Source organism: Nocardia abscessus NBRC 100374 (genome assembly GCF_000308455.1).
In the GTDB taxonomy this organism is placed as follows: domain Bacteria; phylum Actinomycetota; class Actinomycetes; order Mycobacteriales; family Mycobacteriaceae; genus Nocardia; species Nocardia abscessus.
This window is the reverse complement of the sequence record NZ_BAFP01000274.1, coordinates 182235-194517: the sequence shown is the minus strand read 5'-3', so window position 1 is coordinate 194517 and position 12283 is coordinate 182235. Positions and strand designations below refer to the sequence as shown.

Here is a 12283-nt window from a genome sequence, read left to right as displayed (position 1 = left end):
ATCATGCCAGAGTGCGGCGACCACCGACTCGGGCACCGTGGCAACCCGCCGGTGCCGCTGGAGGCGCCCCATCCCACGGCAGGTCGGATTCCGCCATCCTCACCGGTACGCGATTCACCGGAGCGAGCGCGGTACGTTTCGGCACCACGACGACGCCCTCTTCACCGTCGCGTCCGACACGCTGCTCCGGGCCACAGCGCCCGCCGGTGCGGCGTCGTCAGCATCACGGTCACAACCCGGAGCGGCACCAGCAATGGCGCCTTCTACACCCCACACCCACCTCGGCGGATAGGTCACCTCACCGTCACGCGGCGATTTATCAGTCGTCGGTCCGGCCCGGTCCGGCCGACGTCGGCGAAGCGCTCGCCGACGCCGGTACGGAGGCACCGCGGATCAGGGAGCGATCGTGGCCGAGTCCTGGGCACGATTACTCGCGAGCTGGGCTGCGCGCGGTGTCCGAATCGCGACGGGCATGCTCCGCCACCCAGACGCCGACGCCGATCGCACCGGCTACCGGCCACGACACCACCCCGGTGACCGCGGCCGCCCCGAGCCCGCCGAAGTAGAGCAACGACTCCCGATCCGGCACCCGATTGCGCACCGCCGCGGTCGCCGACGCCACACCGCCGGCCACTGTGCGCGGCCCGGGCGGAAGCGGGACGCGCGCCATCCGTACCCCGACCGTTGGAACCGGGACGGACAATCCGGCGCGCTTGGTGGTCGGGGGCGGCGATGCGGTTTCGGTGTCCGGCCCCGAACGTGCCGTCTCAGGTGACCCGGAGCCGGTTTCGCGGACCTTATGGGCTGCTCTCTTGGACATGACCGCTCCTTCCTTCGTCCTGAACCTCATCGCTGTGTATGTGATCCAGCCAAGCCGGGCTCGCGCCGCGTGGCAACCCCTTCGGGGTCCGGATGCTCGCGACGGCAGCGAGTGTGGACCGCCATACGGACGGTGTCGTCGACCGTTCGCATGGCTATGAACACGCCGCGGATCGGATCCACGCCCTCAACGCGGCTGATCTTTCGAGTCGAAGCGTCGGCACGTCAATGGCTACAAAGTTGCTGCACTCCACGATACCGCGAACGGAGGCGTCGGGATTCGCAGTTCTCCCGCCTGTAAATGGGCTATTTGGCGCATTCCGGTCTAACCACTAGATGTCGCTGGTAATTTGCTGGCGGTACAGATGGATTCAGTCCACTACTCGACGAATGCGGCGAACTACCCCTGGAGGTCAAGGTCGTGACTCGTCCGTTTCTTCGTATCCTCGCCAGAAAACGCAGCGGTTCGGCCCGCGCCCTCGGTGCGATCGGCGGTATGGCATTCACGCTGCTGCTGGCGACGACGGCAACCGCGGAGCCGATATATCCGCTGCCCGATCCAGACCCGTTCTACGCGGCCCCAGCCAATGTGGCGGCGCACCGACCAGGTGACGTGCTCGAGGTGCGGCCTTTGCCGCCGCTGGCCTCCTTCCCCGGCGCCGCCGTCAGGCTGGTCGAGTTCCGGTCCACCAATTCGCGGGGCGCGCCGATCGCGGCGACCACCACGATCGTCACCCCCGCCTTCCATCGCCCCGACATGCCGCTGCTGTCGTATCAGCACTTCATCAATTCGCTCGGCACCGGCTGTGCGGTATCGCACCTGCTCTACGCGAACGATTTCAATCTGTCGATGGCGACGCCGATGTTGAACGTGCTGCTGCAACAGGGCTGGAGTCTGGCGCTGCCGGACCATCTCGGTCCGCACTTCGCACTCGGCGCCGGGCGTTTGGGCGGCCAGATCACGCTGGACGGCATCCGTGCGGCGAGACAACTGCCCGAACTCGCCGTTGAACACAGCCCGGTTGCCTTGGCGGGCTACTCCGGCGGCGGTCTCGCCACGGCCTGGGCGGCCGCGCTGCAGCCGTCCTACGCTCCGGACCTGCGCCTGGCGGGCGCGGCCATCGGCGGCGCCCCGATGAACCTGAAGGCGATGGCGGAGGGGCTGGGACTCAACCCGCACCCGGCCTTCGGCTTGGCCATGGCGGCGGCGATCGGTCTCGAGCGGGAGTACCCGGACCGCGTGCCGATCAGCACGAATCTCAACGCTCGCGGCCGCGCGCTGCGTGATGCCATGGCCAACAGCTGCACCAACGACATCCTCGCCATCGGCGCGGGCGGCAGCGCGCGCGATTTCGTCGACAGCCCCTCTGTCTTCGACAACACACCCGACGCTTGGTCGGTGGTGGAGGAGAACAGCGTGGAGCTCTACGGCGGCGCTCCGCAAACCCCGATATTCGAATGGCATTCGCCGAGCGACCCATTGATTCCGATCAGGGCCATCGACAACACCGCCGGCCGCTGGTGCGCGACCGGGGTGCCGGTGCAGGTGGTGCACGTGCCCGCCTTCGACCATCTGTCCGCGGCGGCCATGGGCGCCCCCGCGGTGGCGACGTGGCTCGAAGGCCGAGTTCGCGGAGAGCCCGCGCCTTCCAACTGCTGACGAATCCAGCCCTTCGGTGCCTGTCGGTCGCACGACCGCGACAGACGTTCTCCCTCCGGGCCGGATGACATCAGGCGGCCGGCACGAAGCCGGATTGCGTGGAGCTATGCGGGGTAAGCCGCGATTAGAAGCAGCTGGCGCACGTGCTCGGACAGGACTGAGCCCGACGCGCCGTCCAGGACCGGAACCGAGAGGAATGACGATGACCAAGCAGCAGGAAACGGGCACCATTACCGGCACGAAGGACAAGGACTACAACCTGATCTGGTTCGTCGAGGCGTCCCTGGAGAACGCGTTGCGCCTGGATACGTTCATTCAGGATGCGGAACGGGCTGACGACAGCGAGCTGGTGGAGTTCTTCCGCAAGGCGCAAGCCGACAGCCGGAAAGGTGGCCGGCTCGGAAAAGAGCTTCTGGCCAAGCGTCTCGCGAAATCCGACATCTGACGTTTCAGACGATCGGCGGGGAGGGCGCAGCCTGTGGGGCCGCCCTCCCCGCATCCTGGATGCTGGCTACATCTGACGAATCTCGCCGCCGAGCCGAGGAGCAGACATGCGTGTGGTTGTGGTCGGTGCCACCGGAAACGTGGGAACGAGCGTGCTGGAGGCGCTGTCGGCCGAAGCAGGGATCACCTCGATCGTCGGCATCGCGCGGCGCGTGCCGGGCAAGCTCCGGGACGGCGTCGAATGGGTGCGCGCGGATGTGCGAACCGACGATCTGGAATCCCATTTCCATGGAGCCGACGTCGTCGTGCATTTGGCATGGTTGTTCCAGCCCACCCATCAGCCCTTGGTCACTTGGCGCGCGAATGTCGGCGGCACCGAACGCGTTTTGCGCGCCGTGGCCGCGGCACAGGTTCCCGCTTTGATCTACGCCTCGTCGGTCGGCGCCTACTCCCCGTGCCAGGACGACGAGCCGGTGCCGGAGAGCTGGCCGACCGATGGATGGCCTCCTGCCGCGTATATGCGCGAAAAGTCTTATGTCGAACGACTTCTGGATCGTTTCGAGGCCGAGGAACCGGACCGGCGGGTGGTTCGCATGCGACCGGCGTTCATCTTCCGGCGGGAGACCGCCAGCCAGCAGCGGCGTCTGTTCGCCGGACCCCTGCTACCGAATCGCCTGATCCGGCCCGGACTTCCGCCGATCCTGCCGATTCCGCGCGGCCTGCGATTCCAGGCGGTCCACAGTGCCGACATCGGCCGCGCCTACACCTTGGCCATCACGACCGACGCGCGCGGACCGTTCAATCTCGCCGCGGAACCGGTGATCGACCACGCCCGGTTGGCCGAGGTGTTCCAGGCTCGGGTGGTGTCCGTGCCGCCCGCGGTCGTCCGCGCCGCGCTCGCCATGGGATGGCACGCACGGACCTTGCCCGCCGCGCCGGACCTGTTCGACGGGGTGATGCATCTGCCGATCCTGGACACCGGGCGCGCGCGAGCCGAACTGGGTTGGACGCCACGGTTCACGGCGGTCGAGGCCCTCCAGCACTTGCTCTCCGGTTTACGTGCGGGGGCGGGCGAGGACACCCCGCCGCTGGCTCGCGACGCGGGCGGACCCTGGCGATGGCGCGAGTTCGCCTCCGGCGTGGGCGGCCGTGAGCTAGGAGTCGGCTAGTTCTTCGGCCGAATCGTGGCCTGCGGCGGCGGCGCGGCGTAGGAAATCCGCGATGAGTTCGAGTTCGGCGTTGCTGTAGCCGTCGCACAGATGGTCCATGCGTCCGTTCATTCCGGCGAACAAACCGTACAGCTCCTGGTTGCGCTCACGCAGCGCGACGATGGCGACCGCGCGCCGGTCGCCTGCGGCCGGATCACGCTCGCGGGCGACCCAGCCGCCGCGCTCCAACCGGTCCAGAATGCCGGTCAGCGTGGCCGGATGCAGAGCGGCGCGGCGGGCCAGCGCGCTCGGTGTCAGCGGGCCGTACCGATTGATCAGGTCCAGGCAGGTCCAGTCGGCGTCCTTGAGTTCCACCTTGCTGCCGAAGCGGCGGTTCAGCACGGCGAGTTGACCGTTCAGCTCCCGCAGCGCCTCCTTGACGGCGTTGGACAGCCGACGATGCTGCCGTTCGGCCGCTTTGCCGGTCGCTGCGCTCACGCTGCCACCCTCCTGCCTTTCGTATGGATTCCATATCTTACGTGTCAGGTTGTCGCGGTCGGTCGACCCCGACCGGGACGATCGCAGGCGAAAGTGTTACGGACCTCATATCAAATGAACTCCGAACTATGTAATATGAGTTTCGTAATATCTGCCTCTATGGACGCCACGTCCGGCGCCCGTATCGAACCCGAAGGAATCTCATGCGTCTCGTCGTCTTCGGAGCCAACGGCCCCACCGGTCGCCTGCTCAGCTCTCAGGCCCTGACCGCAGGCCACGACGTGGTCGCCGTCACCCGCAGGCCGTCGCAGTTCCCCCTCGAGCACGAGCGGTTGACCACGCTCGAGGGTGACGTCTTCTCCCTCCCGTCGGTCGAGGCGGCGGTCAACGGTGGCGACGCGGTGTTGTCCACCTTGGGTGTCCCCTTCAGCAAACAGCCGATCACGACGTACTCGGCCGGCGCGGCGAATATGGTTGCCGCGATGCGCAAGCACGGCATTCGCCGTCTCGCGGTCGTCTCATCGAGTGCCGTGGCGCCCCAGCCGTACGCGGACGCGGGCTTCCTGTTCAATCGGGTCCTACAGCCGTACATAACCCGCGTCATGGGCAGGACGTTGTACGACGACATGCGCGCGATGGAGTCCCTGCTCACCGCGACCGAACTCGACTGGACGATAGTGCGCCCCAGCGGCCTCTACACCTCCCCCACCGTCACCGACTACACCGTGGCCGAAGGCCATGCCGAAGGCCGGTTCACCTCCCGCGCGGACCTGGCCGCCTGCCTGCTGCGACTCGCCGAAGGTGACGGGCACATCCGCCGGACGGTCAGTGTGACAACGACTTCGAACAACCCCGGCCTGCTCCAACTGATCCGTACCGAGGCATTCGGCAAGCGTTGAGCACGGCGGCCACGCCGGGTCACAGTCGCGTAGCGCCGCCCCCCCTTCCAGCCCATCCGCTCGCTGCGGACAACGAGCGGCATCATTCGTCCACGAGCGGATGGGCATGGCAGGGCTACTTCGCCGGGTAGGGCGCGTTGATCGTGGTGAAGTACTGGATCGCGGCGCCGACCGCCACCGGGGCGGTGACCAGGATCTGGCCGGCCACGGTGCCGAGAGCGCCGACCGCGGCGACGCCGACCAGACAGCCGACGGCCGCGGCCGGGATGAACGGACCGAACAGGCCCGCGATGGTCCCCGCGGCGATGGTCGCGCCCGCGACGCCGCCGAGCACGCAGCCGACCGCCGCGCCACCGAGCCCGCCGACCAGGGTGCCGATGGTGGCGCCCATGCTGATGGTGCTGGTCATGCGGGACCAAGCGGCTTGTTCACGGTCGTACTCGGTCTTCCACGGCGCCTTGTCCTCGAACGGCAGGGCGACCGGCTTGTAGACCGCGCGGTCCATCGACAGATCCGGCGTCAGCGTCGCCGTGCGCCCGGAGATCTCGGCAATGATCGGGAACTCGAACTCGTCGACGGTGAACGTCAGCGGTGTCCCGGCTACGGTGACGCCGTCTCGGGACCGGACCTTCAGCGTCCGGTCCTCGACCACCAGTGCACCGGAGTCGATCTCGATGATCGAGGACGTGTCGGTGGCGTGCGCGGTGAACGAGATGGGCTGGTCGTTGCCCAGGTCGGCGTACGCCGTGCCCGCGACGGCGGTCAGGGCGGCCAGTGCCAGGGCGGGCACGGCAAAAATCCTCGTCAGCATGGTGATTTCCTCATCACGATCTCGGTCGCGCCGAGTGCGCGACCGAGATCATTATTGATAATGATTATCGTTATCGACAACTTCCGATGAAATCCTTTGCGGCACAGGATGGCTACCGATTCCGGTCGATGAACCGCTCGCCGAGCAAACGATAATGGTTATCATTACGTGCCGCTCGAAGCTTGGAGGGTATGTGGGACATCTACTGACGGCACAGAGCTCGGTCGGCTCGATGAGCACCCTGCTCTCCGCCGGGATCCGTGACGGGGCCATGACCCCACGCCCCACCGGTACGGGTAGCGCCGCCATCGCGTTCGCGGTGGCCGACAGCGCGGGTGTGCCGACCGCGATCTCCGGTGCCGAGCACTGGGCCGACGACCCGCACGTCGTCGAGCACACCCTCGCCGAGCCGGGCACGCGGGTACGGGCCGCGACCGACAACCGGCCCCGACTCGGGGTGCGGCGCGTGCGAGCGGCCGCATGACCGGGCTCGGGGTGTTCGGCACGTTCCCGCTCTCGGTGCGCCTGCTGCTGGTGAACCAGCTCGTCGGCAACATCGGGTTCTTCATGCTGGTGCCGTTCCTGGCCGAGTATCTGCGCACCGATCTGGCGCTGTCGGCGGCGGTGGTCGGTGTGGTGCTCGGCGTGCGCAATCTCAGTCAGCAAGGCCTGTTCCTGGTCGGCGGATCGGCCGCCGATCGCCTCGGCGCGCGCGGCGTGATCATCGTCGGCGCGAGCATCCGTGCGGCGGGATTCGCCTTGTTCGCCGTCGGCGGCTCGCTGCCGGTGGTCCTGCTCGCGTCGGTGCTCACCGGCTTCGCGGGCGCGCTGTTCAACCCGGCGGTGCGCGCCTACATCGCCCGCGACAGCGGCGAACGGGCGGCCGAAGCGTTCGCCCTGTTCAACGTCTTCGGCAATACCGGCTCGGCGGTGGGACCGGTAATCGGAACCCTGTTGGCCGGCCTCGGATTCCGGTTGACGGCGGTTGCCGCGGCCTGCGTCTTCGCCGGATTGACCGTCGCCCAGCTGATCCTGCTGCCCGCTCGACCTGCGCCGCCCCGGGACACCGCGCTGCGCGCGGATTTCGCGCGGGTGTTCGCCGATCGCCGGTTCTGGGCTTTCGCGCTGGCGCTCATGGGCATGTTCGCGCTGCAGAGCCAGATCTATTTCCTGTTCACGCTGCAGGTGCAGGAGCTCGCCGGGCCGGCCGCAGGCCCGGCGGCGGTGGCGGCGCTGTTCGTCGTCGAGACGATAGCGGTGGTGGCGCTGCAAGTTCCGATCACCAGGATGCTCGCCCGGCGCACCGACCGAGGTTCAGCGATGGCGCTGGGCATGGCCGTGCTGGGCGCGGCGTTCCTCCTCCCGCCTGCCGCGGGACTCGTCCTGTCGCCGCACGGCGATGGTCCGGTCGCGGTCGCGGTGGCGCCGGTCGTGGCCGCCGCGGTGGTACTCGCGCTCGGCGTGATGGCCGTGCAGCCTTTCGTCAACGAGGCGATCCCGCGTTTCAGCGGACCCGACCTGACCGGAACCTACTTCGGCGCCTTCTATCTGGCCTCCGGCGTGTTCACCGTGGCGTCCACCAGCCTCGTCGGCACGGCCGTCGACCACGCGGGCGGACAGCTGACCTGGCCGCCCGCCCTGCTGTGCACGGGCATCGGTTTTCTCTCCGCCCTCGCCGTACTGCTGCTGCGCGGGCGCGGCTGCCTCCCCGAGGCCATCACAGCGCATCCCCGACCGATCACCGCGACGTCCGGTCGCACGGCGAAAGGCGAATCCGCCCGATGACTGTTCACGATCAGGCTGACTGGGCCGCGCCGCCACGATTCGCCGCGGAGGTGGCGAACCGATGATCACCGTGGACGACGTGGCCTTCTCCTACGGCGGCCGGATCGTGCTCGACGGTGTGGGCCTGGTCGCCGAGCCCGGCGCCACCGTCGGCCTCATCGGCCCCAACGGCTCGGGCAAATCCACACTGCTGCGTTTGCTCTACCGCGCGTTGCGGCCGCGATCGGGGAGGGTGGTCATCGACGGCACGCCGGTCGAGGCCCTGCGCGGCCGGGCGCTGGCAGCGCGACTGGCCGTCGTCGCCCAGGAGTCGCCCGCCGAGACACCGATCACCGTCGCCGAGACGGTGCTGCTCGGCCGCGCCCCCTGGGCCGGTGCGCTGCACGGATATTCGCGCGCCGACCGCATCGCCGCCGCGGCCGCGCTCGATCGCGTCGGCGCCCGTCATCTGGCCGATCGCCCCTACACCGCCCTCTCCGGCGGAGAGCGTCAACGAGTGCTCATCGCGCGGGCGCTGGCACAGCAGGCCGACCACCTGCTGCTCGACGAACCGACGAATCATCTCGACATCGGCTATCAGCACGAATTACTCGGTCTGATCCGGGATCTCACGACGACCACCACCCTGGTCGTCTTGCACGATCTGAACCTGGCCGCCCGCTACTGCGACCGCCTGGTGCTGCTGCACCGAGGCCGGGTCGCCGCCGCGGGCCCGGTCGAGGAAGTGCTGACTCCCGGCATCCTCGAACCCGTCTACAAGGTCGCGGTCCACATGTCGGCCGCGTTCGGCGCGACCCAACTGCTGTTCGGTCCCCGCCGCACGGTCTCCCCGGCCGAGGCGCTCGACTCCGGAAAGGCGGCCGCCCGATGACCGCGACCCTGCCCGGCACCGAAGACGCCGACGATCTCGACCACGCCCGGCACCGCGCGACCACCGCGCTGTGGCTCGGCGGGCTCGGCGCCGCACTGATCGTGCTGCTGGTCGTCGCCACCGGACTGGGCCCGGTCTGGGTGCCGCCCGGCACCGTCGCGCGCATCGTCGGCCACCATGTCTTCGGGGTGCCCGCCGTGGCGGACTGGGCACCGGCCCACGACTCCATCGTCTGGCTGGTACGAGTGCCACGCGTCCTGCTCGGCGCCATGGTCGGCGCCGCACTGGCCGTCACGGGCGCGGTACTACAGACCTTGGTCCGCAACGTGCTCGCCGACCCGCACATCCTCGGTGTCACCTCCGGCGCCTCGACCGGCGCGGCGGTGTCGCTGCTGTTCGGTGTCACGGCGGGCACCGCGGCCGCGCTGGCCGCCAGTGCGTTCGCCGGTGCGCTGGCCGCGACGGTGCTGCTGTTCGCCATCGCCAGGATCAACGGGCAGATGACGTCGCTGCGGCTGCTGCTGGGCGGGGTCACCATCGGTTACCTGTTCTCCGCGGCCACCAGCTTCCTGATCTTCGCCTCCGACAACCAGGAAGGCGCCCGGACGGTGCTGTTCTGGCTGCTGGGCTCGCTCAGCTCGGCGGGCTGGTCGTCGGTGGGCACCACGGCGCTGGTCACCGCGGCCGCGACCGGTGCGCTGCTGCTGCTGGCACCGCGCTTGGACGTGCTCGCCGCGGGTGACGACACCGCCCGCGCCCTGGGCATGTCCCCGGTCCGGCTCCGGATGCTGGTGCTCGGCGTGGTCGCGCTCGCCATCGGCGCGGTCGTCGCGGTGTCGGGTGCGATCGGCTTCGTCGGCCTGATCGTGCCGCACGTCGCCCGCCTGTGCGGCGGCGGGACGCACCGCAGGCTGATCCCGCTGTCCGCGGTGCTGGGCGCGCTGTTCCTCGTCGTCGCCGACGTCGTGGCCCGCGTCGTCTTCGCGCCTCGCGAACTACCGCTGGGGATCGTCACCGCCGTCGTCGGCGCGCCGCTGCTGCTGGTACTGATCCGCCGTTTCCGGCAGTCACCCACCTGAGAGCCACTCATCCGGAGAGGAATACCGATCACCGTGTCCATTCGTCCGCCCCGAGCCACCCGGCTCGCGCCGTTACCTGTCGCGCTGCTCGCCGCGGCGCTGCTCACCGGCTGCGGCAGCCCCGCTCCCACCACCGTCGAAGCGTCGGAGGGATTTCCGCTGACGATCTCCAGCTGCGGCCGCGACGTCACCTTCACCGCCGCGCCCCGGCGCGTCGTCACCGTCGGCTCCGTCGCTGCTCCGCTCATCGCGGCCGCGGGCGCGGCCGACCGCATCGTCACCCGCACCTTCGAAACCGCGCCGTTCCCCGGTGCGTACGCCGGGGCGCTGCAGAACATCGAAATCATCGCTCCCACCGGCGAACTCGCGCGGGAGGAGATCATCAATCGCACGCCCGACCTGGTCGTCAGTTTCGAGGGCGCCGCGGTCACGCCCGATGATCTGGCGCGGGTGAACATTCCGCTGCTGGTGAGCCGGGGCTACTGCCGCGATGCCGCGGGAAGCTACGACGACATCTTCGCCGACATCGAACTGTACGGCCGGTTGTTCGGCACGTCCGCGGCGGCGAACGCCGAGGTCAGCGCGTTGCGACAGCGGGTAGCGGCGGTGGCGGGCCGCCACGGCGCCGACCGGGCGGCCCGAGCTGCCGGGGCGCTGATCATCTCGCGTGACGGCGCGAAGCTCAGTGCCTACGGCAGCGCGAGCACGGTGGCGACGCAGATGCGCATCCTCGGGCTGGACAACGTGTTCGGAGACGTCGCGAAGCGGAATTTCGAGGTCAACACCGAGACCCTGATCCAACGCGATCCCGAGGTGATCATCCTGCTCACCCAGGGCTCCCAGACCCCGGAATCCGCGCGCGAGGCACTGCGTGCGCGCCCCGAACTGGCCGGGCTGCGGGCGATCCGGGAAAACCGCGTCCTCGCCGTCCCGTTCGGCTATACCGGTCCGGGGCCGGTCGCCGTCGAGGGGCTGGAAGTGCTGGACCGCGAGCTCGGAGCGCAGCGGTGAGCGCGCCCGCGGCCACCGGCTACCGGCTCCGCGTGGCCGGACCGGAGGATCTCCCCGGCGCCCGCAGCGTCATGCTGGACACCTTCTACGAGGTGTTCGGCATCGGGTATCTGCCCGAGCACCACCACGACGTCATCGACCCGGAGACGGTGTACCTGCGCAACCCGCTCAACCGCCTCTGGGTGGCCGAGCACGAGGGCCGCATCGTCGCCACCACGGCGATTCGCGCTCGCGGCCCTCGCCATCCACCGCACCCCGAGTGGCTGGTCGAACAGTTCCCCGACCAGGGCACCGCACAGTTGTTCCGGGTCTACGTCCGCCCGGAACACCACCGGCGCGGCCTTGCCACACGGCTGGTCCGGGCAGCAGTCGACTACGTATCCGCGACACCGGAATTCGAACGGCTGTACTTGCACACCGACGCCAGGACACCGGGTGCGCTGGACTTCTGGCTCACCTTCGGCGAGATCGTCCACGACGCGCGCCTACCCGGTCCCGGGTTCCAGACCGTGCACCTGGAAATCCCTTTGACCCGCCCGTAGCTCTCCTGGCCACCGAACACCGAAGCGGCAGAGGACAATCGGTGTCGCGGGCCACGTGGCCTGCGACACCGATCCCGCTCCCGCGCGAGGCACTCGAAGCGAGCGGGCGTTCGCTCGACGCGTGAGCCGCTATCCGCGTACCCCCGCCAGCACTTCCTCGACGCGGGCGCGCAACGACCGCCCCGCCGCGTGCAAGGGTTCGGTCGAGCGGAGCGTGCGGCTGAGGACGAAAGCGCCCTCGAGCGCGGTGAGCACGGCGAGGATGAACTCGCGGGCCTCCGGGGCGGGCAGGCCGCGGCGGACGAAGTAGCCGGTGCCCTCGTCGATCCAGGCGGCCATGACCTCGGCGGCGACTTCGCGCAGCGCGGGTTCGCTGTCGGCGACCTCGCCCGCGACCGTGCCGACCGGGCACATGTTGATCCAGCCGGTCTGCTCGATCTGCTCGGCGGCCGCCGCGAACGCGGCGGGGACCGCCTCGCGCAGATCGTCGTGCGGATCGAGCAGCAGCGGCAGCAACTGGATGTACGCGGCACCTGATGTGCGCAGCGCCGCGGCGGCGATCTGCGGTTTGCCTTCGGGAAAGTGGTGGTAGAGCGAGCCCATCGGAGCGCGGGCGGCGACGGTGATCTGCTTGACGCTGGTTCCCGCGTAGCCCTGCGTGCGCATCAGCTCGGCCGTCGCGGTGACGAGGCGTTCCCGGGTACTGGTTGACATTC

The 12283-nt window shown here is 69.2% G+C and carries 14 protein-coding genes; 10 read left to right on the top strand and 4 right to left on the bottom strand.

Annotation, left to right across the window (positions count from 1 at the left end; translation table 11 throughout):
• Positions 1-427 precede the first annotated feature (427 nt).
• Complete coding sequence (locus ON19_RS42715) at positions 428-820, bottom strand: hypothetical protein (RefSeq protein WP_157230074.1); 393 nt, start codon at positions 818-820, stop codon at positions 428-430.
• A 495-nt stretch (positions 821-1315) separates the two neighbouring features.
• Between ON19_RS42715 and ON19_RS37610 the strand changes: the two genes are divergently transcribed.
• The 3 genes from ON19_RS37610 to ON19_RS37600 all read left to right on the top strand — a co-directional run bounded on the left by ON19_RS37610 (position 1316) and on the right by ON19_RS37600 (position 4092).
• Complete coding sequence (locus tag ON19_RS37610) at positions 1316-2479, top strand: lipase family protein (RefSeq protein WP_051169760.1); 1164 nt, start codon at positions 1316-1318, stop codon at positions 2477-2479.
• 202 nt (positions 2480-2681) lie between these two features.
• Positions 2682-2924, top strand: a complete 243-nt coding sequence (locus ON19_RS37605; protein WP_043704627.1) for a hypothetical protein — start codon at positions 2682-2684, stop codon at positions 2922-2924.
• Between the two features lie 106 nt (positions 2925-3030).
• Positions 3031-4092 (top strand): NAD-dependent epimerase/dehydratase family protein, encoded by a 1062-nt coding sequence (locus tag ON19_RS37600; RefSeq protein ID WP_043704264.1) that lies wholly within the window; start codon positions 3031-3033, stop codon positions 4090-4092.
• Here the strand turns inward: ON19_RS37600 and ON19_RS37595 are convergent.
• On the bottom strand, positions 4078-4569 hold the full coding sequence (locus ON19_RS37595; protein WP_051169759.1) for a MarR family transcriptional regulator: 492 nt from the start codon (positions 4567-4569) through the stop codon (positions 4078-4080). The genes ON19_RS37600 and ON19_RS37595 overlap by 15 nt on opposite strands.
• Before the next feature lie 203 nt (positions 4570-4772).
• Between ON19_RS37595 and ON19_RS37590 the strand changes: the two genes are divergently transcribed.
• Positions 4773-5468: an NAD(P)-dependent oxidoreductase gene (locus ON19_RS37590; RefSeq protein WP_043704263.1), complete on the top strand. Its 696-nt coding sequence runs from the start codon at positions 4773-4775 to the stop codon at positions 5466-5468.
• A gap of 115 nt (positions 5469-5583) precedes the next feature.
• Here the strand turns inward: ON19_RS37590 and ON19_RS37585 are convergent, their stop codons facing one another.
• Positions 5584-6279: a DUF8020 domain-containing protein gene (locus ON19_RS37585; protein WP_043704262.1), complete on the bottom strand. Its 696-nt coding sequence runs from the start codon at positions 6277-6279 to the stop codon at positions 5584-5586.
• Positions 6280-6472: 193 nt separating this feature from the next.
• Here ON19_RS37585 and ON19_RS43220 point away from each other — a divergent pair, with 193 nt between their 5' ends.
• The 6 genes from ON19_RS43220 (at position 6473) to ON19_RS37555 (ending at position 11567) form a co-directional block, all read left to right on the top strand.
• Entirely contained in the window at positions 6473-6763 is a 291-nt protein-coding gene (locus tag ON19_RS43220; protein ID WP_043704259.1) for a hypothetical protein, read from the top strand.
• Positions 6760-8064 (top strand): MFS transporter, encoded by a 1305-nt coding sequence (locus ON19_RS37575; RefSeq protein WP_043704258.1) that lies wholly within the window; start codon positions 6760-6762, stop codon positions 8062-8064. Before ON19_RS43220 ends, ON19_RS37575 begins: the two co-directional genes overlap by 4 nt.
• A gap of 61 nt (positions 8065-8125) precedes the next feature.
• The gene (locus tag ON19_RS37570) at positions 8126-8935 is read left to right on the top strand and encodes an ABC transporter ATP-binding protein (RefSeq protein WP_043704256.1); all 810 of its coding nucleotides are present in this window, start codon (positions 8126-8128) and stop codon (positions 8933-8935) included.
• Positions 8932-10014, top strand: a complete 1083-nt coding sequence (locus ON19_RS37565; protein ID WP_043704254.1) for a FecCD family ABC transporter permease — start codon at positions 8932-8934, stop codon at positions 10012-10014. The genes ON19_RS37570 and ON19_RS37565 overlap by 4 nt, the downstream gene beginning before the upstream one ends.
• A 33-nt stretch (positions 10015-10047) precedes the next feature.
• Positions 10048-11025 (top strand): ABC transporter substrate-binding protein, encoded by a 978-nt coding sequence (locus ON19_RS37560; protein WP_043704252.1) that lies wholly within the window; start codon positions 10048-10050, stop codon positions 11023-11025.
• Positions 11022-11567, top strand: a complete 546-nt coding sequence (locus tag ON19_RS37555) for a GNAT family N-acetyltransferase (protein WP_043704249.1) — start codon at positions 11022-11024, stop codon at positions 11565-11567. Before ON19_RS37560 ends, ON19_RS37555 begins: the two co-directional genes overlap by 4 nt.
• Before the next feature lie 129 nt (positions 11568-11696).
• Here ON19_RS37555 and ON19_RS37550 read toward each other — a convergent pair whose 3' ends face one another.
• Positions 11697-12281 (bottom strand): TetR/AcrR family transcriptional regulator, encoded by a 585-nt coding sequence (locus tag ON19_RS37550; protein WP_083899977.1) that lies wholly within the window; start codon positions 12279-12281, stop codon positions 11697-11699.
• Positions 12282-12283 lie beyond the last annotated feature (2 nt).